Genomic DNA, 26,446 nt, shown 5'->3' on the forward strand with positions numbered 1-26,446 from the left:
GCAGATACTAACTGGATTCAGCAACCATGTAATCTACCGCGTTTTGGACTTCTTCATCAGGAATATCCGCACCGCCTTTAGCTGGCATAGCGTTAAAGCCGTTGATAGCATGGTCATATAAGGTAGCTTCACCCTTAGCAATATGTGGAGCCCAAGAGGCTGCGTCCCCAAATTTTGGTGAGCCAAGTAAACCTGACCCGTGACAAGTTTGACATACTGCGTTATAAACCGCTTTACCGTCACGAGGACCATCACCCGCTGACGGACCAGAAGAGCGGGCGGTAACGTCACAAACTTCGTCATCTTCAAAACATACTTTGCCAACCGGTTGAATACGAGCAATCAAGTTAGGATACAAAGCAATCAGCTTTTGCACTTGTGGCGTATCTTCTGGAATGGGTTCTTCTTCAGTGGCAGGCGCGGCAGAAGCCGTTTCTTCGACTTCAGCATCTTCTGCCGTGGCTTCTGCGTCTGCTGTTTCGTCAGCAGGTGCAGCACCATCGGTGGTATCTGCAGCAGCCTGGGTGTCGTCACCTAGTTTTTCAGGTGCGTTTTCAACAACCTCTTGCCCTTCTGCAACATCAGAAACGGTCACAGGGGTATCTGCGACATCTTCAGCTTGGCTCACCGCGATACTAGCGATTCCTAGAATGGCAGCTGCCGATAACATAACTACTTTTCTCATTCGTCACGTTCTCTTATTACATGTACAAAGGCTTGCACGACTTGGACATTCTGTCTGTCCTCCTTTGATAACCAAGCGGTTATCAATAGCAAACAGCCATCCCACATGCAAGCACACTTGTAATCGGTGAATATAAATATGAATTCTCCCTGACATTATAAGGGAAAAGGCAGGTAGATTGCCATGCTTGTTTGTCGACTATGGTGTTTTTTCTTAAAAAACCTCAATAACCGCCTCCATTCATTGGCATTATGGCTTTTATTTGTTAGACTAAGCGGTCTTTATTTTTCGATGTTTTACTTCTCGAAACCTCATGTCGTTAAGTAGTACTGCTTACTGTGCTCATTTGCACACTAAATAAAGCCAATCCGTTATTATGCGCTCGTAGCTCAGTTGGATAGAGTATCGGTCTCCGAAGCCGAGGGTCGTGGGTTCGATTCCCGCCGAGCGCACCAATCATCGTATTTCGCCCTTCCCCAGCATTACCTCTTACCTCTAAAACCCTTTAATATCAACATATACAGTCTTTCAATATTACTTGTCATTACCTAGTAGCACCTTTATTTAGTGCAAAACTTACTTTAAAACTACGCTTGAAGGTTATTGTTTTGCTATAAAAACAGGCTCATCAGAAAGGTCGACATTTTCAAACCTTTTTATGCCTTTATTTTTCTTATTATTCCAGACGACGGCTAACCCTAAATAAGTCATCAGCACGGATATGATTGGGCTTAAAAAGCTCATAAAGGCGTATGGCGCAAACGCAAAGCCACTAATACCAAGCGTTGCTGCTGCAAATGCGCCAAACGTGGTCCACGGCATGACGGGTGCCATCATCAATCCCCCTTCGCTGACGATACGCGCCAGCATCGCCCGGCTTAGCCCAACCTTGTCAAACTGCTCTTTAAACAGTTCACCATTTAAAATAAAGGACATATACGCCTCACCAAATGCTGCCGTTGAGGTCATTGAAGATATCATAGCAAGCAAGGTTAATGAGCCAACCGTTTTGGCTCTGCTCACCAGCCCAGCGATCAATGTCTCCATATAGCCCACTTTACTTAAAATACCCCCCAATGACAGCGCCATAAATGCCACCGAAAATGTCCACATCATACTTTGGATGCCACCACGATTTAATATGGGATCTACATAAGCCGAACCGGTAGAGATTTCAAACCCTGCATTTAAAAACTCTAACGCCTCAGGCACACTAGCACCCTGAAAGACAACCGCGACCACCAAACCGCTAATCACCGCTATCGTCATAGATGGTAAAGAGGGAAATTTGATAACATTTAAGGTCAAAAGAATGGCTATCGGCAGCATAACAATAGGATTTAAATTAAAGTTAGCTGCTAACACACTTCGCGTTTCATTAATGATACTCAAATTCGCATCATCCGAGCCATAGCGGAAACCTAAGTATACAAACAACGCTAAAGTAATAAAAAAAGCAGGGGCTATCGTTTGCATCATGGCCTTGAGCGTTTCATACAGATCCGCCCCTGCAGACATTGAAGTGAGGTTTGGCGTATCAGAAACCGGAGACATCTTATCTCCGGTAATCGCGCCAGATATAATCATACCCGCCGTTATGGGCAGCGGAATACCCAAACCCTGACCGATGCCTACGAGGGCAATACCTACCGTGCCGACAGTTCCCCACGATGTACCGGTACTCAACGCGGTTATCGTACATAAGATAAACCCAGCTGGCAAAAAAACAGTGGGTGAAATAAACCCCAAGCCATAATAAATAATAGCCGGAACGGTCCCCGCTGCCATCCATGCCGCAATAATTGCACCAATCGCAATAAAAAACCATAAGCCAAAGGTCGATTCTCCGATGCTCTTTTGCATCAGCACCATTAAATCATTAAATCTATAGCCCAAGGTTCTGGATATTAAGGTGACAAAAACCATTCCGAGCAGCAAACCTACTTGTATCGATACGGTTTTAAAAATCATGATACATAAAACGAGGCTAAAAATGACCGACAGTAACGCCAGCGCCGCCAACTTAAAAGAAGGTTTTTTAAATTCCTGAGTTTTGCCATAGCCATTCATTTGCAACTGCCCTTTTTTAATTATCTACAGATGATTAAGTTCTTATATTTTAGTCACACTGAATAAACCGTAGAAACAAACTCGGCCACTTAATCACGCGAAAAGCAGCTTATCATGACTAAGAAAATGGCAACTATCTTTACTTATTAAGCTTATAGTCAGTTCAAAATAAAATCGATATGTTAATAACCACGTGCTACTGCTATAACCTACTCTGCTTCCTGCAGATTGCCAGCCAACTGGGTGCGGCTAGGCACATGATGATAATTAATCACCGGCACTTCACCCAAACGGCGCTGCCCTATAGCAAGCTTTTTATCAATAGTAATCATCGCAATTTTTTTATTTTTCTTAATAATCAGTAAATGATGGGCTTTACGCTTTACTCGATAGTCAGGAAGGTGCTGCTTAATCACCTCTGCTGTTTTTTGTAGCGCATCATTTACCGGTGTTTTTTTATTTTTCGATTTTATATCTCGCTTATCAGCGTGATTGGGCGCGCGCGATTTTGCAAAAAACCATAGTCCAACAACGACCGCTATCAATATGACAAGCCACCAAATTCCGTCTATCATTAGAAGATATATCCATTATTAACAAGGGTTAGCTTATGTTAGCAGAATTATCACCAGCGTTAATAGCAGAAGTACAACGCGCTGCCAAAATATTGGCAGACAAAAAGTGTATTTGTATTTTGACTGGCGCAGGCGTTTCCGCAGAAAGCGGCATACCAACGTTTCGAGATAAGCAAACGGGTTTGTGGGAAAACTATGCGGCTGAAGACTTGGCCACACCTGATGCTTTCGCTCGCGATCCAAAACTGGTGTGGTCATGGTATCAGTGGCGTAGACAGTTGGTCGCGGATAAAACACCAAATCCAGCCCATACTACCTTGGCGCAATGGCAGCAACATGCAGCAAACAACCATCAGCAATTGACGCTTATTACCCAAAATGTTGATGATTTACATGAGCAAGCTGGCAGCACCGTGACCCATTTACATGGCAATCTTTGGCAGAATCGTTGCAGCCAATGTGATACGACTTATGAAAACCATTCAAATCGTTTAGCGAATAGCAAAAATGACATGGTTTTTGATGAGGATTTAATTACCTGCCAACACTGCGGCGGTTATATTCGTCCTGATATTGTTTGGTTTGGGGAAGCATTACCAGTACAAGCGTGGCAGACGGCAGAAGAAGCGGCGGCAAATTGCGAGGTATTTATCAGTATCGGTACATCAAGCCTCGTTTATCCTGCTGCTGGACTGGCACAATTAGCAAAAAAAAATGGCGCCATCATCATTGAGATAAACCCAAATCCCACGCCAAATACTATCGTGGATATCACCTTAGCAGAAAAAGCCGGTATTATTATGTCTTTGCTGATGCAAAAAATCACTGCATTGTCTTCTATACAGCCCCTATTATAAAGCCAAATCAACTCTTTCTAAATATTCCTTTTTTAACTCATCACTGATGAATGAAGATCTAAAAGAGTTTTTCACCAACGTGATGATATCGTCTTCTGTCAGTGGCAAGCTTTCGCATATATTTATAAAGTTTTGATTCATATACCCTTTAAAGTATGCAGGATCATCAGAATTGACACTGACATTTAAGCCATAGTCCAACAACTCTTTGATATTGTGTTGTTTATAATCTTCAAATACCTTTAACTCGATGTTTGAGTTTGGACAAACTGTCAGCGGCATTTGCTCGTCTTTTAAGCGTTGCATCAGCGCCTCGCTTTTTATAGATTGCACGCCATGATCGATTCTATTAATTTCTAGTAAATCTAGGGCTTCGTAAATATAAGTAAAGTCAGCTTCTTCGCCAGCATGGGCGACCAATTTAAAACCTGCCTCTTTTGCCTGTTTAAAGACCTCTTTAAACTTCGAAGGAGGATTGCCCAATTCTGCAGAGTCAAGACCAACACCAATAATATCGTCTTTAAATTTTAGCGCCTCGTCTAACGTCTCAAATGCTTCTTGTTGCGATAAATGCCGCAGAAAGCACATGATAATGCAAGAAGTAATGCCGTACTTTTCTTTAGCATCAGCCAACGCCTCTTTGATACCAGTAATCACGGTTTCAAAAGCAATCCCTCTTGCCGTATGCGTTTGCGGGTCAAAGAATATCTCGGTATGAATGACATTGTCTTCGACACACTTAAGGATATATTCCCAGGTCAAATCATAAAAATCATCTTGAGTAATCAAGACGTTTGCACCCGCATAATAGATATCTAAAAAGGTTTGCAGATTGGTGAAGTTATAAGCATTGCGTACATCTTCTATGTCTTTATAGGGAATTTCTATGTTATTTTTTTTGGCCAGCCTAAACATAAGCTCAGGCTCTAATGAGCCCTCAATATGTAAATGCAATTCCGCTTTTGGTAGTTTCTTTATTAGATCAATCATAGTGGTCCGGTCATCGCTTTAATGTTTTTTATAGAGAGAAGGTACAAAGATCTAATTAGAGATGTAATTTTGGTGGCTCTATTTTAGAAAAACCACTGTATCTGACAGCTCATTGCCTGCTGGGTCTTGTTCGAGATGATAATACTGGCGCAGCACTTGCCCGACTTCATCTAACAACTCAGCCAAACTCTCTTCTGTTTTTTGATTGGCAATGCCGGATACCGCTTTTTCGCACATGGCGTGCCAAACAGTTGGGCTGACGTGCGTACTAATACCTCGATCAGCCACAATCTCTAACTGATGCTCGCAAATATTGACGTAGACCAAGACACCCGTGTTCTCTTCGGTATCCCACACTCGATACTCACTGAATAAGTCAATCGCACGGTCGCGGCAGCCAATATAATAAGCGTCTTGAATAGGCAAGTTATTTTCTACAATTAAAAAAACCTCACCGCGATGCCCACGCTCCGCACGTGTTACCTCGTCTGTCAGACGCGCTTTGGCCTCTGCTGTCAGCCACTTACTCTGTAGTACAGGGATAAATAAGACCTGACGCCACCAGCGGGCAACACTGGGTTTTGAAGCGTTGTTTTCTGACATTATATTACTTCCTTAAATACGCCATTGCTGATGGTCATTGAGTGGTTGTTTTTATCGCGCATCTACCACGATCCGCCAGCACCGCCGCCACCAAAACCTCCGCCGCCGCCACCAAAGCCGCCACCGCCGAAACCTCCGCCGCCACTACTACCGCCACCCATGCCCGGTAAGAAGACCATGCCTCGACCGCCACCAGATCCACCTTTGCCGCCACCTCCGCGTGAAATTAAGAACAACCATAAAAATATTGCCATAATTACGGTCATAAAAAAGCCGCCACCGAGAGCTAGCGAGCCAGCAAAAAAACCACCAGCGGTAAGGATAGAACCAAATACACGACCGAAAATACTAGTGATAAAGCTACCAAATATCATCGCCATGATAAATAAGAAAATAGGCGACGGCATCTCGTCCGAACCCTGTTGAGCGCTGCGTTCAGCAGCTTGCGCATCTGCACGGGCCAATACCTCAGGATCAGCAGTCAGACGTGCTTTAAGCGCATCAATGCCTGCCAGTACCCCAGCGCCATAATTGTTTTGTTTAAACGACGGGGTAATATCCTCACGAATAATACGGTTGACGGCAGAATCTGGTAACACGCCCTCTAAGCCGTACCCCGTTAAAATATACATATCACGGTCATTGACAGCAACGACCATCAACAAACCATCATCGATATCTTTATTACCCAACTGCCATTTTTCAGCCACTTGTAAGGCATAGTCAAATATTGGCATGCCATTGGTCGTCGGTACGATGACCACGGCTGCTTGAGCCAAGCCCTGCTGATAAATAGCATGTAACTGCGCCTCTAAGCGTTGTTTTTCTTGTGGGTTTAAGATGTTGGCTTGATCAACGACAGGGTTATTTAATATAAGCTTGTCGGCATCGACACCTTCAGCACTTGACCGAACAGGTGGTTGCGCTGTTGCCGTGGCTTCAGAGCTCGCTTCAGCATTGGCCGCATTAGGATTGATAGCATCGTTGCCGAGTATGGCGTCATTAATAGCTTCGTTACCCAATACCGCGTCATTGATGGCGTCGTTGGACTCGGCTGCTTTAGAAATAGCCACCAAATCTTCCACACTACGATTTTGTGTGTTTGAGGCGCTATCTACAGCTACCGTACTGTTATTAGTATTGGTATTGGCATTACTAATAGCATCGCCATTAGGCGCAGCATGCAACACAGAGGCGCTACCGAGACTTAGCGTGAATAATAATACTGATAAGAGTGTTTTTGAATTATTCATCTAATCTATACCACCTCGAGTGACATCTGTACTAAATTAATGGGTGCTGACTCTACCGTTGTCGCATGACATCATACGACAAAAATAACCATGTTCATGGATAACTTAATATAGAGCAGCAACCATTACCTGACTTTTACCTTCATCCGCGACACGCTACTCAGCAGTCGCCTCTGTAGAGTCGCCAAAATCAACACTTGGTGCAGTAGAGATTTCTGTTTCATTCGCCACACTAAAGTTTGGCTTGGTATCCATGCCAAATACTTTTGCAGTGATATTGGTTGGGAACTGGCGAACGGTCGTGTTATAACCTTGCACTTCTTGGATATAACGATTACGCGCGACTGCGATACGGTTTTCAGTACCTTCAAGCTGGGCTTGTAAATCTTGGAACAAGGCGTCTGATTTTAGATCAGGATAACGCTCAGACACTGCCATTAAGCGCGATAACGCACCAGTCATCTGTTCTTGCGCGGCAGCATAACGCTCCATCGCTTCTGGGTCGTTAAGAAGTTCTGGTGTCACCGTAATACCGCCAGCCTGTGAGCGAGCAGCAGCGACTTGGGTAAAGACTTCTTGTTCCTGCTCCGCGTATTGCTGTACCACTTTGACCAAGTTTGGCACTAGGTCAGAGCGGCGCTGATATTGGTTGACCACTTCTGACCACGACGCCGTCACCTGCTCGTCTTGTGATTGAAGGTTATTATAGCCACAGCCACTTAGGCCAACGGTAGAAGTCGCTAATACTGCTGCAAGCAACATAGGTTTTACAATGGATTGACGCGTCATCGTTGTTTCTCCTAATAATGATAAATAACAAATACCTAGTAACCCGTTTTTTAATATTTTTTAAAACTTCTCGAAGACTCATATCCGTCTACATGTTTTATATAACTCAATATTTCATATAACTTAGATTAGCATACCAATTATGCCGCTTAATTATACTACTGGATATGAGAATAGAGCATTATAGCCTATAAGACATGACCCACGAGATATCCTGACAATAATGGGGCTATAACCTTACTTTTACAATTGATCGTTACTAAAAAACAACCGCAAAGCGTGCTTAACCAACGCTCGGTACGGATGTCACACTCGATTTATTGTCGTTATCACTCAAACACTCTAACCTTATCTCATTCCTTATTTTTTGCTCTATTCAACTTAATATGAATATATCTGCCGCTATATAAAGAAATTTCTAGTAATTGGTACAGAAATATGGCAAATTGCAGTTACGTAGCCGTACGGTTTGAATACATTTGGTAGTGGAATTAGAGCTTGATTAGTACTAACACGCTGTTGGTTTCCTTATAAAATCACCATCAAGCGGTTAAATATGAGTTCAACAAGCTTAATTTACCACACCAGCATGTCTTGAATCGATACAGCTTATAGCGTGTATGAGACTTAATTGGCATACTTTTTAAATGAAATGGATTAAGTCGGTGTAGACAATTTAACTGCTTAACTTAAATAAGTAAGTTAACCAGTTAGCTTGCTCCTAGCATATAGCGCCACTTTGAGACAGTACTAGGAATATAAATATGGAAGGTTTAGTTAACTTAGTAAATGGAATTATTTGGAGCCCCGCATTAGTTTACTTATGCTTGGGCGCTGGCCTATTTTATTCTATTATGACGCGCTTTGTACAAGTGCGTCTTTTTGGTGAAATGATCAAACTACTATTTACTGGTAAGTCCAGTACTGATGGTATTTCATCGTTTCAGGCACTTGCCGTCTCTCTAGCGGGACGTGTGGGTATGGGTAACATCGCAGGCGTTGCTGCTGCTATCGGTTTTGGTGGCCCAGGTGCCGTGTTTTGGATGTGGGTGGTTGCCTTTTTAGGGGCTTCTACCGCTTATGTCGAAGCAACGCTAGCACAGATTTATAAAGAAAAAGATGTGGTTACTGGCGAATATCGTGGTGGTCCCGCTTACTACTTTGAGCGCGCTCTGGGTCAAAAGTGGTACGGTATCCTTTTCGCAATTTCCTCTATTTTAGCTTGTGGTATGTTCTTACCAGGCGTACAGGCTAACGGCGTTATCAATGCTTTTGCCCAAGTAATGGGCGAAGGGACAGTGATGAACATCGGAGCCCTAGAAGTTGGCTCTATGCGTCTAGTCGCACTAGCTATCATTCTAGTCGTATTAGGTATCATCATCTTTGGTGGTATTAAGCGTATTGCAACCTTTACTGAATACGCCGTTCCTTTTATGGCACTAGGTTATATCATTTTAGCCTTAATTATCATGTTCACCAACGTCAGTTTGATCCCAGAAGTATTCGGTATGATCATTGGTGATGCCTTTACCGCTCAAGCAGGTTTTGGTGCTGCTATTGGTTGGGGTGTCAAACGGGGTATTTACTCTAACGAAGCCGGACAGGGTACTGGTCCTCACGCTGCGGCTGCTGCCGAAGTTGAGCATCCATCACAGCAGGGTTTAGTACAGGCTTTCTCAGTCTACGTCGATACGTTACTGGTTTGTTCTGCTACTGCCTTTATGATTCTATCTACTGGTATGTACAACATTCAGGGTACGTTGCCAGACGGTCAGTTCGTCGTACAGAACATAGCCGCTACTACTGAGATCAACGCCCCTGCCTTTACCCAAATGGCGATGGAATCGGTATATGGTAATTTTGGTAATACCTTTATTGCAGTCGCTGTATTCTTCTTTGCTTTCACCACTATTTTGGCTTATTACTACATTGCTGAAGTGAACGTGGCTTACCTGACTCGCTTTATCAGTCGTAAGGCTAATAAAACAGGTCTATTCTTAGTCAAAGTCTTAATCATGGCGATGGTTGCCTACGGTGGTCTCAACTCAGCTGGTTACATCTGGGCTATCGGCGACATCGGTGTGGGCTTGATGGCTTGGTTGAACATCGTTGGTATCTTGGTCATTTTCATTGTGGCTCGCCCAACGCTTACGATGCTAAAAGACTATGAAGCACAGCGTAAAGCAGGTGTCGCACGCTATAGTTTTGATCCTGCAAAATTCGGTATCAAAAACGCGCCTTATTGGGAAGAGCGCCATTTAAAAGAGCAACAAAGAATGGCAGCCCAAGACCCACTACATAAAGAGCATAAGTAATACTCTTTAAAGTAGTCACTGCTCAGCCCTATTGAGTAAAAAAGCCCGAGACCATCGTCTCGGGCTTTCTTATTTGCACAACTCTATTCTTTCATAGTTTGGGCACAGTAAAATTGATAGATAAAAAAAGCCCAGCGCAATGGCTGGGCTTCTTAGATAGTATTAATACGTTATAGAAAACTGATTGAGCTTATTCTGGTAATAATACGGTGTCGATTACATGTACCACACCATTGGTTGCCATCATATCCGTGTCAATGATATTAGCCGTGTTACCACTTGCATCGGTAATCACATTGTCTTCGCTAATAGTAAATGACTGACCGTTTGCGGTTTCAATTTTATCACCATAAGGGATATCAGCCGCTTTTACTACCATAGGAACAACATGGTATGGCAGTACACTTTTCAGCGTTGCTTCATCAGCCAATAGCTCTTCTTTAGTAATATCTAGCTTGGTTAATAGCGCAGCAAAGGCATCGTCAGTTGGTGCAAATACGGTGTACTTGTCATCAGCCATCAACATTGAATCCAGTCCAGCAGCCTGTAATGCAGCTGTCAGGATGGTTAGATTCTCATTGCCCGCTGCCATTTCACCAATGGTTTGTGTGCCAGCAACATCGGTTTCATCCATATCCATAGGTTCTGCTTCAACCATTGGATCCGTCTCAACCTCAGGTTCAACAACTACTTCTTCGGTAGTGACATCCGGCTCAGTTGGTTCAGCCACGGTGTCGGTATCGTTACAGGCTGCCAATGACATAGCAGCGGTAACGATGGCAATAGATAATAAATTCTTCTTTAACATGGATATTTCCTTATAAATAGTAAATGATAAGCTTAGTAAATAGTTTTTCTTAACTAACTTTTTCTTAACTTAAAAATATAACAGTAGACTAATGAGTCGAACCAAACGAGGAATGTGTTATATCAATAACTACAATATTAACTGATTAATTTTGAATTGATGCTTACTTAGGTAGCAACACTGTATCAATCACGTATACGACGCCATTGTTAGCTTGTGTATTAACCCTTACCGCATTGACAAGATATTTTTTGTTTATCAGGGCTTATTGAACATTGAATGAGCTCAATAACGTCATAAAGGCAGCTGGTACTGATATAGTTAGTCTTAAATAAAAAGAGTACATCTATTACAGCGTGCTACTGGTATATATTTTCCTTGCGTGCTGCGTTCCCAGAGGCTACGCAAAATTCATCCCAGTAGCACTGTATTTATTTTATAGTGGATTTAATATAGCAGCTAACTGATAAAAAATAACGAGATACCTTTTAGCTCAACTTAGCTCAACTTAGCTCAATGCTTATTTAGGGAGTAGCACTCTATCAATAACATGGACGACGCCGTTACTGGCCGCGATATCGGTCTTGAGGATATTGGTTAGACGACCATTTTCATCTTTTAACCTACCTTGTGGCGTAATCATCAGTGTATCAGTGCTGAGCATGGTGTAATTACCGGGTCTTACATGCTTTTGATAAACTGGCGTATTACCTTTGATGACATGATAAGTCAATATTTTGGTAAGTAATGGCTTATTGGCAAATAGCTCTGCCTTGGTCATGCCTGTTTCTTGTAATACTTTAACGAATGCTGCATTGGTTGGGGCCAGTACGGTATAGCTCGCACTGGTATCCGATAAAGCGTCTGCTAAATCTGCTGCAACGACCGCTTCAGCAAGCAACGAAAAATCAGCATTGCTTTGGGCGATTTGTACCACGTTCATATTTGCCATCGGCTGGCTATACGTGGGTGCTTTCATCGCCGCAGTTTTGGCTGGCATCATATTATTACAGGCGCTTAAGCCAGCGATTGAAATAGCAAGTGTACCGATGGTAGCAATTTTAATGAATTTCATAACATTATCCTTAATGATTAAGTATCTATTGACTACGGTATTACCGTCTTGCAAGTTAGATTGACTTTCCCTAGAGCAAGCACTCACATCAGTCTTTATGACTCAGTGTCTTTTTACGACATGTCTTTTTATGACGTGTCTCTTTATGACTTAGTGTTTATGATGAATATTAGCATTCAACTAGTAAGTACTACTTACGAAACATTAATCCTTCTGAAATTAAATTAACATATAAACCATGTTTATCAATTCGCCTTTAGGCTATTTTTTGTAGCATCGGTGTAAATTTTGTCTAACTTTTTACAGTAAACTTGAAATCAATCCATAAAAACAAAGCTTTATGTAATCCTTGATGGAAATGATGTTCATTTGTGCCTATCCAATTTATGCAATAGAATTTATTGTAGGCAATAAAACTCACTGCCATCGTTTAGCATTCAACAAACATACACCTTATATGCTGTATTGCTAAAGAGGAATAAGCACTATCCTGCGTACAGCATATTTTTCATGCTAAAATAATGCGGATTTGCCTATTTGTGAATATTCAACACGCCCTATAACTTTTATTTTCTCTTATAATTATTTGACCCTGTTTTTTGCATCTATTTGTTATTCCTTCCTTTTATAAAATTGACGATATAAGCAGCGCTCCTATGACTCAAAAGACCACAACTTCACCGACCTCCTCTCCCGCGGACAACAATGCCCCTTCATCCAATGCAGCGGATAGCTTTATACTGACACCCCCTGCCGTGTTCCCTTATAAAGCACAGCAGCTGACCGCGCGTGCGCGTATCACTGAGCAGATGGCCAAACGGATTTTGATGTTAGATGGGGCGATGGGCACTCATATTCAGAACTATAAGCTGGAAGAAGCAGACTATCGCGGTGAGCGTTTTGCTGATATTGAACAAGACGTACGCGGCAATAATGATCTGCTCGTGCTATCTCAGCCGCACATGATTAAAGAAATTCATTTGGCGCATCTCGAGGCAGGTGCAGATATCATCGAGACCAACAGCTTTAACGGTACGCGGCTATCGATGGCTGACTACGATATGCAGTATCTAGTGCCAGAGCTGAATAAAACTGCGGCCAAGATTGCGCGCGAAGCGGCTGACGAATACACAGCTAAGAATCCTGACAAACCACGTTTCGTCGCTGGGGTTATTGGTCCAACGTCGCGTACTTGCTCATTGTCTCCTGATGTCAATGACCCTGCCTTTCGTAACATTACCTTTGATGAATTGGTGCTGAATTATCGTGAGTCAACATTGGCATTGATGGAAGGCGGCGTCGATATCATCTTGATTGAGACTATCTTTGATACGCTCAATGCCAAAGCAGCGATATTTGCCATAACCGGCGTGTTTGATGATATCGGTTTTGAGTTGCCGATTATGATTTCAGGGACGATTACCGATGCATCGGGTCGCACCTTGTCAGGTCAAACGGCTGAGGCCTTTTATAACTCGATTCGCCATGCCAAACCATTAACCGTTGGTTTTAACTGCGCGCTCGGTGCCGATGCGCTGCGCCCACATATCCAAACGTTATCAAATATCGCCAATACTTATGTCTCCGCGCATCCGAATGCTGGTCTGCCCAATGAGTTTGGCGAATACGATGAAACGGCTGAAGAAACCACTGCGCTATTAGAAGGCTTTGCCAAAGCAGGCATCTTAAATATTGTCGGCGGCTGTTGTGGTACCACACCTGAGCATATTCGCCAAATCGCTAATATGGTGGCCAATTACCCACCGCGCGTCATTCCAGAAATAGCACCTGCCTGCCGTTTATCTGGACTTGAGCCGTTTACCATCAACGACGACAGTTTATTTGTCAACGTTGGTGAGCGTACCAACGTTACCGGTTCTAAAAAATTCCTACGTTTGATTAAAACCGAAGCCTATACCGAAGCGCTCGATGTCGCCCGTGACCAAGTCGAAGGTGGCGCACAAATCGTCGATATCAACATGGACGAAGGTATGCTCGACTCCAAACAGGCGATGATTCATTTCGTCAACTTGGTATCGGGCGAGCCTGACATTAGCCGTGTGCCGTTGATGCTAGACTCGTCGAAATGGGACATTATCGAAGAAGGTTTGAAACGCATTCAAGGTAAATCGATTGTCAACTCCATCTCTTTAAAAGAAGGTAAAGCTGAGTTCGTCGAGCGCGCCAATTTATGCATGCGCTACGGTGCAGCGGTTATCGTTATGGCCTTTGATGAAGACGGGCAAGCCGACACCTTTGAGCGCAAAACTCAGATTTGTCAGCGCAGCTACGATGTCTTGGTCAATGAAGTGGGCTTCCCTTCCGAAGACATTATTTTTGATCCGAATATCTTTGCGGTCGCCACCGGTATCACTGAGCATAATAATTACGGCGCCGACTTTATCAACGCCACTAAATGGATCACGGATAACTTGCCAAATGCCATGGTCTCGGGCGGTGTGTCTAACGTGTCATTTAGTTTCCGTGGCAACCCGATTCGTGAAGCGATCAACTCAGTATTCCTATTTCATGCGATTCAAAACGGCTTAACCATGGGTATCGTCAATCCTTCTATGTTAGAGATTTATGACGATATTCCAAAAGAAGCACGCGACGCCATCGAAGATGTGATGCTCAATCGCAACCAAGGCGAAACTGGCCAAGACGCCACCGAACGGCTGATGACCATCGCCGAAAGCTATCAAGATGGTGGGAAGAAAAAAGACAGCACCGTCGATATGAGCTGGCGCGAAGGCACGGTCGAAGAGCGTATTGCCCATGCCTTAGTAAAAGGTATCACCACCTTTATCGACGCTGATACCAAAGAAGCATGGGAGAAATACCCAAAACCGCTAGAAGTCATCGAAGGGCCATTAATGGATGGAATGAACATCGTTGGCGACTTATTTGGTGCCGGTAAAATGTTTTTACCGCAAGTGGTGAAATCCGCGCGCGTGATGAAGCAATCTGTAGCTTGGTTAAACCCGTATATCGAAGCGGAAAAAGTCGAAGGCGAAAAGAAAGGTAAAATACTCATGGCGACGGTCAAAGGCGACGTCCACGATATCGGTAAAAACATCGTCGGTGTGGTACTTGGCTGTAATGGTTATGACATCCTCGATTTGGGCGTGATGGTACCTTGTGAAAAAATCCTCGATACCGCGATTGCTGAGGAAGTCGATATCATCGGCTTATCAGGTCTCATTACCCCAAGCCTTGAGGAAATGGTCTATGTCGCCAAGCAAATGCAAGAGCGCGGCATGACCTTACCGCTGATGATTGGCGGTGCCACAACTTCTAAAGCGCATACCGCTGTCAAAGTCGAACCACAATATCAAAACAATGGCGTCATCTATGTGTCGGATGCTTCACGCTCAGTAGGCGTAGTGACGAAACTGCTGTCGAAAGAGAATCGTCAAGGTCTTATCGACGAGACGCGCGCAGAATATATCAAGGTACGTGAGCGCCTCGCCAAACGTCAGCCAAAAGCTGCCAAAATATCTTATGCTAACTCTATTGACCTTGGTTTTCAGTACGACTGGGACAACTATGTGCCGCCTGTGCCGAATAAACTAGGACAAGTCATCCTTAATGATTATCCCATCACTAATATACTGCCTTATATCGACTGGACGCCGTTCTTTATCTCTTGGGGACTGGCGGGAAAATACCCAAAAATATTGCAAGATGATGTGGTTGGCGAAGCCGCTCGTGATTTGTTTGGTAACGCAGAAGACATGCTACAAAAAATGATCGATGAAAAATTAATCGTGGCTAAAGGGGTGTTTAAGCTCATGCCAGCTCGACGGACTGGTGACGATACCGTGACGGTTTATGATAAAGATCCACAACAAGGTGGCAACCCAACCTATCAGTTCGAGCATCTACGTCAGCAAAGCGACAAAGCCAGTGGCAAGCCAAACTTTAGCTTGGCAGACTTTATCTCGCCATCAGAAGCTCATACCGATTATATAGGCGGTTTTACCGTTTCCATCGTTGGTACAGAAGCTCTGGCTGAAAAGTATAAAGCGGCTGGTGACGACTATAATGCCATTATGGCTCAAGCTTTATCTGATCGCTTGGCAGAAGCCTTTGCTGAACATTTACATGAACTCATTCGTAAAGAATACTGGGGCTATCAACCGACTGAGTCGCTTAGCAATGATGAGATGATCAAGGAAAAATACGTCGGTATCCGCCCAGCACCTGGCTACCCTGCCTGCCCTGAACATACTGAAAAAGGTAAGCTATTTGAGTGGATTGGTACCGGCGATGCTATCGGTACGATCTTGACTGAAAGCTATGCGATGTGGCCAGCGTCTTCGGTCAGTGGCTTCTATTACTCGCATCCTGATAGTGAGTACTTTAACGTTGGTAAAATCAGCACCGATCAGTTAGAGAGCTATGCTGAGCGTAAAGGTTGGGATATGAAAACTGCTGAGAAGTGGTTAAATCCGAATTTGTAAAGGTGTCAAACCCAGTTAACTCATAGATATCTGATAATCATATTTGGCTTACTTATTTAATATAAGTAAGCCATTTTTTATAGAACCATAGACGACTTTATATAAGCAAACTTATCGCTACGCTAATAACAAAATACTTTTATCATTTCCTGACGATAACCATGCTAAATTATTACCTACTTCACTATTTTGAGAAAGGTTATGAAACAAATTGCGCTACTTTCTAGTTGGATTGGCAAAACGTTTGCAATTTGGGCATTGGTCAGTGCCGTGTTGGGCTTTGTTTTTCCTGAACTCTTCGCCTCATTGGCATTTTTGATCGTTCCGATACTTGGCATCATTATGTTTGGCATGGGCATGACGCTTAGAACAGAAGATTTTCTAGAGATTGTTAAACGACCCAAACCAGTATTGGTAGGACTGGTGGCACAATTCACGCTAATGCCGCTGATTGCTTATTTATTGACGGTGGTTTTTAATCTTGATCCTTTGATCGCGGTCGGGGTTATCTTGGTTGGTTGTTGCCCAGGCGGTACGTCTAGCAACGTGATTACGTTCTTAGCTAAAGGTGATGTGGCATTGAGTGTGGCGATTACCTCAATCTCTACCCTGCTCGCACCCTTCTTAACCCCTATTCTGTTAAATATTTTTGCGGGTCAGCTGATCGATATTGATTTGGCCAGTATGATGCTCACCATTACTAAAATCGTCATCTTGCCTATATTATTGGGTGTTATCTTTCATAAGTTTTTGGGTAAAAAAATCGAATTTGTCACCGAGGTATTGCCGATGGTGTCGGTATTGGGTATCTCGATTATCATCGCCGCCGTGGTCGCGGTTTCTAAAACAACTATTTTAGACAGTGGTGCCATCGTATTTGTCGTCGTGGCCCTACATAATATGCTGGGTTATACCTTAGGGTATTTAATCGCTCGCTTATCTGGCTTTACTGAGAAACAACGTCGTGCCATTATGGTAGAAGTGGGCATGCAAAACTCGGGGCTTGGTGCTGCTCTTGCTGCGACTTATTTCAATCCTGTCGCTGCTCTACCTAGTGCGATCTTTAGTGTCTGGCATAACTTTAGTGGCGCATTGGTTGCGAATATCTTTGCTAAGAGAGATGCTAGGTAGGGGTTTATTGCTTATGCGTGCTTTAATATTGAGTAAGAAAATTGTGATGTGAAGATGACTAAGAAATGGTTAAATTTGAATTTGTAGGATTTTTTACTCTCTGTTAGAATATACGAGTGGAGAATGAAGCTGGTTTGTTAAGTTTGCTAAATAACTGCATAAGCAAGTTTGTGCAGTGCTTACTAGAAAGCTAGTAAGTCGGTTTAATACCATATATAATTGGCGTTGTCAATCTATTTATGATATAAACTATTATTAATATTGTTAGATTTTGCATGGTGTATATTTCCATAAGATGTTTAATATGTATTATTATACTTATTCCTGTCTTGATAAGGGGTGTCACTCTTTATAGTGACGTTTGGAACTTAACTCACCCACTACTAAGTAGTGTTAAAAAGCGAAGCCCCGTACAGGTTCGTTCTCCACACCTTATAACTATGGTTCTATATTAGTGAAAAAAACTGAATGGTTTAGAGTTAGAAGGTACCCTCATATTGGGTATCCGATTACTACAGCAAACAAGAAACAAGTATCTAGTTACATAAAAGATAGTAACCAGATCTCTAAACACTCATTTCTCCCATTTATCCACAAGCAAATCTTCTCTAGAAAACTCAGAAAGAAGTATGATAATTTTGGAAACGTAAAGTTCAATGGAGAACGTAAACAGTTAGACCCTAAAATTAGAGACATTTATTACGCTAGCCATTTGGACTCTAACATTTATTCATATTACTCATCCTTGTTGATGAAAAAATATGAAATACTATTGAAAGATAAAGGACTAAATGAAGTAGTCACTGCCTATAGAAAAATACCCTTCGATGAATATAGAAATAAATGTAATATCGATTTCGCTAATGATGTTTTTAATTATATTAGAGATAACTCCGATCGGGAGTTAGTTGCTATTGCTGTAGATGTCACTGGATTTTTCGATAACTTAGATCATAAAATACTTAAAAAATCTTGGTGCAAGGTTTTGAACGTTAGCACTCTGCCAAATGACCATTATAATGTATTCAAAAATATAACTAAATTTTCATATATTGAAGAACTACACTTATTTAACTTATTTCAAGATCAGATAATTACTGAGTCAAAGTCAGGTTTAATTAACAAAAAACATATAAAATCTTTAAAATATATGAAGGCTCAGGGTGCAATTTCATTTTGTGAAAAAAACGATATTCATAAAATTCGTGCTAAGGGTCTTATAAGGCAGCATAAACGTGATAAAAGCAACTATTTAAAAGGTTATGGTATCTGTCAAGGATCGCCTATCAGTGCTACATTAGCAAATATTTATATGCTAGATTTTGATGAGGTAGTAAATAGAAATGTTCTTAGTTTTAATGGCTTATATCGGAGATATTCTGATGATGCAGTTATTGTTTGCGAAAGAAGACACAAAAGTCATATGATTGATTTTTTAGAAAAATCTATTATTGAAATTTCAAAACTAGAAATACAACCCTCTAAGACTCAGATTTTTCAATTTAATCACGATGGAAATAGGTTAACTTGTCTACAAGAGTTTGAAGGAACAATCAACCAAAATAGCATCAATAGAAACTTTGAATATTTAGGCTTTAGTTTTGATGGTGAATATACTTATTTGAAAACAAGTTCTCTAGCTAGTTACTATAGAAAAATGAAAGCTGGAGTTAGGCGTAGAGGGTATTTCAAGTCTAGGATTCGAAATAAATCTAGAGGTGAAATCTTTAAAAGACAATTATATAAACAGTACTCTTATATAGGCTCAAATCGTTCAAAGAAATACCAACGAGTGTCTGGAACGACTAACCAGTGGAGGCAAACATCTAGTTATAACTGGGGTAATTTTATTACGTATGCGAAACTAGCTAGCAGAACGCTTGATAAAAATAAGATTGACTCGCAAATTAAAAACCATTGGAAAAACTTGAATACTGAAATTAATAAATATTAAGTATGTTTAGCGTCAGTATTTCTGTCATATTTTTCTTAGTCAACTTTAGCTTTCCCCCGCCGACACCGCTCAGAACAATAAATCACCTGCTCCCAGTCTTTCTCCCACTTCTTGCGCCACGTAAACGGGCGTTGGCAGACGGGGCAGGTCTTTTGCGGTAAGTTTACTTTTTTATGTGCCATGAGCTTCCGTACGTCACTTTGTAGTATGAATTGCTGGGTTAAAAATCCGCCTACAACTTTTTCAAAATGGTGCGCGGGGCGCACCCTACCTTGTTGTCATATATCTTTAGTTAACTATTAACGCCTATTTATCTTCTTTTTGATGATCCACCAACCCTTCATACTTTTTCACACGGCGACATTGGTCGGAGCAATAGACCATGCTCTCCCAGTTTTTATCCAACTTTTTAGTCCAGCTAAACTCACGTTTGCAGACGGGACATTCTTTTTTGCGGACATTTTTCTTTTTATGCGCCATGATGTTCCTGTTACTTTATACAAATCGGTGCGCGGGGCGCACCCTACTCGCTTTACTTTAAACCGCCTCGACTATACATCGATAACTTGTCGCTATTACTACTATCTATTTTTCATAAGCACTAATCACAAGTCCTAATCATAGTCATCAAATATTTTATTCAGTCGATTGAGGCTATTGACGATCAGCTTACCTGATTGATCGGTACTGCTATCGATTGCCAGCTTTTCATCCATGCGCATATTGAGTGGTGTAAGCGCCTCTTTTAGCGCATTTGCCATCAGTGCGGTTTGCTGATGGATGTCAGTCGTATCAATATCTGCTGTTTGATTCTCATCATTTTTAAGTAGCCTTTGCGTTAAGCTATGTGACAAGCTATCAGCCATCTTATGCGATAGCTGCTCGACGGCATCGACCAATTGCACCATCAGCGCTTTTTGCATCTCTTGGCTTTGCTTGAGCTGCTCACCTTCCGCCTTTTCAGCATTGTGATCATGCTTATAAATTTGCATCAGCTGATTCATACTTTTTTCAAAGCCATTGTCGATGCTGTCGCTAACCACTTTGGCGTTATCTACAAAACCCGTGATAAAGCTATCAGCGAGGATTTTTAGTGCCTTTGATTGAGCCTCTAGTTGCGCATCGATTTGCACTTGTTGTCCCGCTTCTCGCAAGCGCGCGATTTCCTCAGGATTGTTTTGAGTAAGGTATTTATCAAACTGACTACTGATAGCATTAAAACCGCTGGCCAAATCGACCAGCTGGGCAACGATACGCGCGCCAGTATCGCCATCTTCACCGCCCATGGCTTTGTTGCGTAAGAAATCAGCTTTGATTTTCGCCCAACGCTGTGCTTCTTGCTCAGTCAGCGCCCCGCGCATCTCGCTAAGTTTGAGCAGATTGCTCTCTGCGCCTGTGGTCAAGAGTTGCGACTCGCCCAGATAATGATCATCGATCAGCTGGTTAAGCTCGCTGTCATTCATAATCGCCGATAGTTTTTCGGTCATCTTATTCATATTACGGTAACTGCCTTGGAGCTTAAATATCGGCTCAACCCGGTATTTATCATCTTGCGAGGCAGAAGCAATGTAGGCTTGGTTGACGTCAAGAATGACTTTTTGCACGGTAAACATATGGCGCAAAATAGCTATAATCTCGTTAATCTCCGAGCTACTATAGGGATAGGTTAGCTCGCTACTTTGTGCTTGGGCTAAGTTGGCATTATCCGCTTTTGCCATTTTAATGAGGCGATGCACATCTGCTAGGTCGCGATTGGCAAGTGGTGCTAATACGGCATTTGAGGTTAGCGAGTTTTCGATGTAGCTGAGCGCGAATATCTCTTCCATGCCGCTCATAATATCGCCTAGGTTATAGATATCGGCACGGTTGGCGAGCATATCAGGCACCTTAAAGGCCTCACCGCTTTCGGTGTAAGGGTTACCTGCCATGACCACGCAGAACTTTTTGCCACGCATGTCATAGGTTTTGGTTTTATCTTGCCAAACGCCATCGATACGGCGTGTGCCATCGCCGAGTGAGATAAATTTTTGCAAAAACTCAGCATGGGTATGCTGAATATCATCGAGATAGAGCATGACGTTATTGCCCATCTCAAAGGCCAAGTTAATTTTATTGAGCTCTTCTCTTGCGGTGGCATTAGGCGCTTTTTCAGGGTCTAACGAGGTGACGTCATGACCGAGTGAAGGACAATTAATCTTCATAAAGATTAGCCCCAAACGGTTGGCGACGTATTCCATCAAGGTGGTTTTACCGTAACCTGGTGGCGATATCATCATCAGGATACCCATCAAGTCGGTACGCTTATCCTCGCCAACTGTACCCATTTGCTTAGCAAGGTTATCACCGATTAATGGCAGATAGCTCTCATTAATCAGACGGTTGCGCACAAATGATGACAATGGACGCGGCATAAACTCATCAAGTCGCAACGCCTCTTTTGCATCGCGCAAAATTTCTGAGCGCAGAGCCAGATAGCGTCGATAAGCAGGAATAACCTGCGTATCATGATGGTGCAAACGATTTAAGAAATCATCGACGGCAAAGGTTAAGGTTTGCTGCTGGATACGCTCATGCTCGCCCAATAGATGCTTGACTTGTATTTCAAGCGATACTTTACCCGTACTGCGCTCAAAGCTGGCGACTTGATTGAGTGGGTTATTACTACTGGTCAATGCTGGGGTTGATGCAAATGATAAGGGTGATGATGTCGCACTTGCCGCTTTATTAAAGCTGGCGCCTGCGTCAACCAGACGTTGTATTAACGCTTCACGCTGGCTGTCGTTTAATTGGGTAAGCAAGATAGCAATCGCTTCCGGCACATAATGACGACCACTTTCTAGCTGTTGTTTGCGTAAAGTTTCTTTTTCTTTACGCTCAGCAAGCTGCTGTTCACTAAGCTCACCTTCTTCATTATTAGCTTGCTCACCGGCTATTTTGCTACTATCCTCAGCGTAAATCTTATCAAGTAAGGCGTGAAACCATGTTGCTAGTAGCTCATACGCAGATTTGGGCTGAAAGCCAAGCTTACCGATTGAAGACTGTAGTTGCTCAAAGCCTGCGCTATTTGGCGCGGTGCCTGATGAGCTATTCAAAGTTTGGCTTAATTGCTCGCATAACTGCTGCGCTTGTTGGCTGGTTTGCCATTCTATATCGCCATTGGGCGTATTGGCTTGACCCATGACGTTGACCAAATATTCACTGGCAAGCTGGACATAGCTTTGCTGAAAGATAGTATTGCTATTAACAACAGTCTCTTTATGAATATCACTATTGTCTAAATCTGACTTTGATTCTGCCTGCTTACTAGCACCGTTATCAACGCCAACGCTGTCGTCACTATAAGCGGCGACAAAATATTGCATCACTTGGGTGATATCATCAACCAGTAATGCTTTGGCATTATCACTGCCCAAGCTACGGCGCAACTGCTCGGCGGTGATGGCTCTATCCATCCAGTTGTCCACGCGCGTAAGCGTTGATTCATTCAGCCAAGCGTCATAGCCAAATTGATGCAAAACCTCTAAACCAAGCGCTTGTACTAAATTTAGCTGCCAATAAAACAACTGCGCCAATGCACGAACTTGCGGCGTGTATATCAGCAAACCCGCTTCACGCAACGTGGGTAATATTTGCATCAATAACAACGTGGCATCATGGTCATGAATACCTTTGTCATAACCGAGCTGATAACGAGGAGTGGCGTACGCCTTAACCAGTTTAGCCAGCGCGCTATCATTATAAATATCACTATTGCTATCAAGCGTGCTGACACTAATAGTGCTGGCGGTCTCGTCGTACGCTTGATATAGGCGCGCTTCGGTCAAACCATCTTGGCTGTTTTTGGCGCTCTCAATGATGCTATACGCCAAATATTCTGCGCGGTAGACAGTATCAGACTCGGAGGCGATATTCATATCCCAATATGGGCGTAAAGCACTCAGTTCAGCATTATTGAGCACTTCATAATAGTCGGTGCCTGTTAGGTGCAAATTGAGAATGCGCGCACCATCAGACTGTTGACGACTGAGCAAGGTCAAGTCTAACGGCTGGGTATTGACCGAAAAGCGGTGCTTGCCCAACTTGATAATCTGACCGCCATCTTCGAATAAATCAGATTTATCTTTGAGACTCTTATAGCTTTCGATTTGGATGGCTTTTAGGCGCGCGTCGATGTCGTCTGCCTTGACGCTAAAGCCCATCGCTTGCAGTTCTTTGGCGATGTTACGAACTTTTTGTACCAAGCCATCTGAAGCAAAATAGGTATTTAACGCCTCTTCTTCTTTAAAGCCGGTGACACCCGTACTTTGGGTACGTTTTTTGATACTCTCGAGCATCCGCAGCGCACCTTCACCTAAATTTTGGGCTTTGCGATTACGCGTATCAAGCAGTTGCTGCTTATGGTTTTCAAAGGTTTCGTAAATCTCTTCACGTTTGCTAATAATGTCTGTTAAAAACTGATCGCCACTATTGGTCTCTGGGTCAGCAAACTGGCTTTCTAATTCTTCTAACTGCACCAGCAATTTTGCCATTTGCTCATCTGATTTCTCAGGTGTATTGGCAATGGACAAGGCATTGGCAATCGACTGACCAAACAGCTTAAACTGCGCGCCAAATTGCGCAACGGCTTCGGCTGAACCCAAGTTTTTGCGCTTATGGTTGAGCTTGGCTTTGCTTTGATTGAGGCTCGAATAAATGGTCGATATGTCATCGATAATTTGGGTGCGTACGGTGGCATCGGCAACATCCAACGTGCCCAGCAGCTCGGTTAATAAATCTAAGCCTTGTGCGGTTTCATCGATTTTGTCTAGGACAGGTTTTAATTCAGCATTGGTTTCAGCCGTATTTAAACGCTCACTGACGTCGGCTAAAACTGCTTCGTAGCTCGAAAGCGCCTGGTCTTCACTTAAAAATAATACGGTCTTTTCGGCGAGCTCGCTTTCTGCTTCTTCTAGTTGAGCCTGCAACGCTTCAAGCTTATCGCCATCTAAATAACGCAAATCCTCTAGGCTAACCAGACGACCCTTTTGTTGTCTTAACGCCGACAGCTGCTCCACGTAATCACTGGCAGACTCAAAAGTAGTGACGCGTATCTGCCGCAATATCTCACCTTGCTGAGCGTCGGCATCGCTCAAAGCGGTTTGGGTTTGCTTTTGAATACTTTGTACTTTGGCAAACTCATCAATGACCAACTCAGCGGTAGCCGTTACTTGTTTAATACTACCTGCAACCTCGTTCAGCTCAGGTTCAGACAGCCAATAATAACTATCAAAGAGACGACTGGTATTATCCGCCAACTCCTCGTAGAGCTTTTGTGAGACACTTTGGTTATCGATTAGGCGGGTGATGCTATAAAGGTCTGAGATACCGCGTACCAATTCTTTATTGCCGATTCTGCCGTAAAAACTGCTGCTTTCCGGCAGCTCACTAACATACTCAGGTGAGGCATAAGGCGTATGCCATATCTGCATCGGGTGAATGCGCGACGGCTCACTTTGGGCGCTAAACAGCACCAAGCGACCACTGTCCGCCAACGCCATACCGTTGCAATAAATAGGGTTTGCCAGTTGTTTTTTGATTAGATTATAAGGAAATAATCCTGTGACACCATAAGCGACATCATAGAATAAGAAGAGAACGTCTTCGCCGTTTGGTGAGACGATTTTGCGTTTGAACTGTAGGTTTGTAGCATCAACGTTTTGAGCATCAAATAACTTGTTTTCGCCCGTTTGCAGATAATAACCACCTGGAAATATAATGCCGTGATCTTCCGGCAGCTGGACACACGACTGACCAATGGCGTCTAGACGCAGCACCGTTTCGGTCAAGGTGTTATAAACAAAATAACGATAACTGTCCTCGCGATAAGGCAGTATCTTCAGCAGGATTAAACTACCCACTTTGGCATAAGCAATCTCGGCATCGGTCAGCGACTGAGTGCGATCACTCACAGGCTCGCTATAAATACCCTGCCCTGACTGCGTATTATCCTCAATCTTGATGGTTAAATCGCCGCCAATCGTTTCTACAAATATCGTATCTAAGATATTCATATGCGGGTACTTACCATTGATCATCTGATCACGCGTGGTTTCTACCCAGTCAAAATCATAGGCAGGAGGCAGTTCAATATCGCGCTCGCCTCTATTATCCACATAGGCGACTTGGGCAGATTCTGGGGTGCCTTGGCTAAAATCTAAGGCAAAACGAAAAACACGTATATCGGTGATACGCTCACCAATCTGAAACGCTAATAGCAGTTTACTGTCTTTAACGGTTAGCTGAATCAAGCGGGTCTGCTTGTAATAGCGATATAACTCGTTAAAATCTTGGACAAATGCCTCTTGATCTAAGAAGGTATTTGTTATATCCACTTCTTCAAGCTGATACTCTTGGTCAGTGCTGTCATTTTTGTGGTCTTTGTCATTTATTTCATCACTGCTATCATGACTATTATCATTACTACGACTTTTATCAGTCGGGTCTATCAGGCGATATAGTGATAGTACATCCTTAATATTACTCGCTCTTTTAAGCCCCATAAAAACATTGTAGCCAAATAACAGATAGTCGCCCACTTGCACCATATCTTGCGCCACGCAGTTATATTCAGTGCGAATACGTGTGCGGGCAACGATTTGCATTTGCGTACTACCAAACTCTTCCAAGCGAGCGTTATTGAGGTTCGCCGTTTGTGTTTCTAGGCGGCTGCCTTGCTCAGTCAGACGCTTTTTAATAAGCTCATAAGCATTGCCTGAGGCAACTGCTTGGTCAGTTTGATTATCGTTGTCGTTTTTATCAAAATTGGTTGGGTTTTGCGTGTCCGCCATCGTTGCTCGTCCATTTTTATTTTTAGGCAATAGGAAAAATAAGATAAA

The 26,446-nt window shown here is 43.0% G+C and carries 18 protein-coding genes and 1 tRNA gene; 6 read left to right on the forward strand and 13 right to left on the reverse strand.

All coding sequences use genetic code 11. The features are described 5' to 3' along the window. Positions 1-7: 7 nt before the first annotated feature. Positions 8-685 carry a c-type cytochrome gene (locus tag ACT3TU_RS00950; protein WP_192528804.1) on the reverse strand — a complete coding sequence of 226 codons (678 nt, stop codon included), beginning with the start codon at positions 683-685 and terminating at the stop codon, positions 8-10. A gap of 378 nt (positions 686-1,063) precedes the next feature. Between ACT3TU_RS00950 and ACT3TU_RS00955 the strand changes: the two genes are divergently transcribed. Then, positions 1,064-1,140 (forward strand) — tRNA-Arg (locus tag ACT3TU_RS00955). Between the two features lie 145 nt (positions 1,141-1,285). Here ACT3TU_RS00955 and nhaC read toward each other — a convergent pair. Further along, positions 1,286-2,755, reverse strand: a complete 1,470-nt coding sequence (gene nhaC, locus ACT3TU_RS00960) for a Na+/H+ antiporter NhaC (protein ID WP_444783936.1) — start codon at positions 2,753-2,755, stop codon at positions 1,286-1,288. A 209-nt stretch (positions 2,756-2,964) separates the two neighbouring features. Further along, the gene (locus ACT3TU_RS00965; protein ID WP_192529492.1) at positions 2,965-3,330 is read right to left on the reverse strand and encodes a hypothetical protein; all 366 of its coding nucleotides are present in this window, start codon (positions 3,328-3,330) and stop codon (positions 2,965-2,967) included. 35 nt (positions 3,331-3,365) lie between these two features. On the opposite strand from ACT3TU_RS00965, the gene ACT3TU_RS00970 reads away from it, so the two are divergent. After that, entirely contained in the window at positions 3,366-4,187 is an 822-nt protein-coding gene (locus ACT3TU_RS00970; RefSeq protein ID WP_444783937.1) for an SIR2 family NAD-dependent protein deacylase, read from the forward strand. On the opposite strand, the gene ACT3TU_RS00975 is transcribed toward ACT3TU_RS00970, so the two are convergent. The 4 genes from ACT3TU_RS00975 to ACT3TU_RS00990 all read right to left on the reverse strand — a co-directional run bounded on the left by ACT3TU_RS00975 (position 4,182) and on the right by ACT3TU_RS00990 (position 7,822). Beyond that, a complete protein-coding gene (locus tag ACT3TU_RS00975) occupies positions 4,182-5,177 on the reverse strand; it encodes an adenosine deaminase (protein ID WP_192522888.1) in 996 nt (331 codons plus the stop codon). The genes ACT3TU_RS00970 and ACT3TU_RS00975 overlap by 6 nt on opposite strands. A gap of 78 nt (positions 5,178-5,255) precedes the next feature. Continuing rightward, positions 5,256-5,780 carry a TPM domain-containing protein gene (locus tag ACT3TU_RS00980; protein ID WP_192522889.1) on the reverse strand — a complete coding sequence of 175 codons (525 nt, stop codon included), beginning with the start codon at positions 5,778-5,780 and terminating at the stop codon, positions 5,256-5,258. 62 nt (positions 5,781-5,842) lie between these two features. Next, positions 5,843-7,033 (reverse strand): TPM domain-containing protein, encoded by a 1,191-nt coding sequence (locus ACT3TU_RS00985; RefSeq protein WP_444783938.1) that lies wholly within the window; start codon positions 7,031-7,033, stop codon positions 5,843-5,845. 156 nt (positions 7,034-7,189) lie between these two features. Next, on the reverse strand, positions 7,190-7,822 hold the full coding sequence (locus tag ACT3TU_RS00990; protein ID WP_192522891.1) for a LemA family protein: 633 nt from the start codon (positions 7,820-7,822) through the stop codon (positions 7,190-7,192). Between the two features lie 764 nt (positions 7,823-8,586). On the opposite strand from ACT3TU_RS00990, the gene ACT3TU_RS00995 reads away from it, so the two are divergent. After that, positions 8,587-10,137, forward strand: a complete 1,551-nt coding sequence (locus tag ACT3TU_RS00995) for an alanine/glycine:cation symporter family protein (RefSeq protein ID WP_192522892.1) — start codon at positions 8,587-8,589, stop codon at positions 10,135-10,137. A 190-nt stretch (positions 10,138-10,327) separates the two neighbouring features. Here ACT3TU_RS00995 and ACT3TU_RS01000 read toward each other — a convergent pair whose 3' ends face one another. The 3 genes from ACT3TU_RS01000 to ACT3TU_RS01010 form a co-directional block, all read right to left on the reverse strand. Beyond that, positions 10,328-10,945 carry a fasciclin domain-containing protein gene (locus ACT3TU_RS01000; RefSeq protein ID WP_192529497.1) on the reverse strand — a complete coding sequence of 206 codons (618 nt, stop codon included), beginning with the start codon at positions 10,943-10,945 and terminating at the stop codon, positions 10,328-10,330. A gap of 163 nt (positions 10,946-11,108) precedes the next feature. Then, a complete protein-coding gene (locus ACT3TU_RS01005) occupies positions 11,109-11,207 on the reverse strand; it encodes a fasciclin domain-containing protein (protein WP_444783946.1) in 99 nt (32 codons plus the stop codon). Positions 11,208-11,465: 258 nt separating this feature from the next. Next, entirely contained in the window at positions 11,466-12,020 is a 555-nt protein-coding gene (locus tag ACT3TU_RS01010) for a fasciclin domain-containing protein (protein ID WP_444783939.1), read from the reverse strand. A gap of 656 nt (positions 12,021-12,676) precedes the next feature. Here ACT3TU_RS01010 and metH point away from each other — a divergent pair. The 3 genes from metH to ACT3TU_RS01025 all read left to right on the forward strand — a co-directional run bounded on the left by metH (position 12,677) and on the right by ACT3TU_RS01025 (position 19,571). Beyond that, positions 12,677-16,486 (forward strand): methionine synthase, encoded by a 3,810-nt coding sequence (gene metH / locus ACT3TU_RS01015; protein ID WP_444783940.1) that lies wholly within the window; start codon positions 12,677-12,679, stop codon positions 16,484-16,486. A gap of 201 nt (positions 16,487-16,687) precedes the next feature. Next, positions 16,688-17,617 carry a bile acid:sodium symporter family protein gene (locus tag ACT3TU_RS01020; protein WP_444783941.1) on the forward strand — a complete coding sequence of 310 codons (930 nt, stop codon included), beginning with the start codon at positions 16,688-16,690 and terminating at the stop codon, positions 17,615-17,617. A 454-nt stretch (positions 17,618-18,071) separates the two neighbouring features. Then, positions 18,072-19,571 (forward strand): reverse transcriptase domain-containing protein, encoded by a 1,500-nt coding sequence (locus tag ACT3TU_RS01025; RefSeq protein WP_444783942.1) that lies wholly within the window; start codon positions 18,072-18,074, stop codon positions 19,569-19,571. A gap of 35 nt (positions 19,572-19,606) precedes the next feature. On the opposite strand, the gene ACT3TU_RS01030 is transcribed toward ACT3TU_RS01025, so the two are convergent. The 3 genes from ACT3TU_RS01030 to ACT3TU_RS01040 form a co-directional block, all read right to left on the reverse strand. Then, on the reverse strand, positions 19,607-19,753 hold the full coding sequence (locus tag ACT3TU_RS01030; protein ID WP_444783943.1) for a DUF2256 domain-containing protein: 147 nt from the start codon (positions 19,751-19,753) through the stop codon (positions 19,607-19,609). A gap of 124 nt (positions 19,754-19,877) precedes the next feature. Then, positions 19,878-20,051, reverse strand: a complete 174-nt coding sequence (locus ACT3TU_RS01035) for a DUF2256 domain-containing protein (protein ID WP_192529111.1) — start codon at positions 20,049-20,051, stop codon at positions 19,878-19,880. Between the two features lie 134 nt (positions 20,052-20,185). Continuing rightward, the gene (locus tag ACT3TU_RS01040) at positions 20,186-26,398 is read right to left on the reverse strand and encodes a DNA repair ATPase (RefSeq protein ID WP_444783944.1); all 6,213 of its coding nucleotides are present in this window, start codon (positions 26,396-26,398) and stop codon (positions 20,186-20,188) included. Positions 26,399-26,446 lie beyond the last annotated feature (48 nt).

Origin of the sequence: Psychrobacter sp. AOP3-A1-26 (assembly GCF_052378235.1) — a bacterium.
Classification (GTDB): Bacteria; Pseudomonadota; Gammaproteobacteria; order Pseudomonadales; family Moraxellaceae; genus Psychrobacter.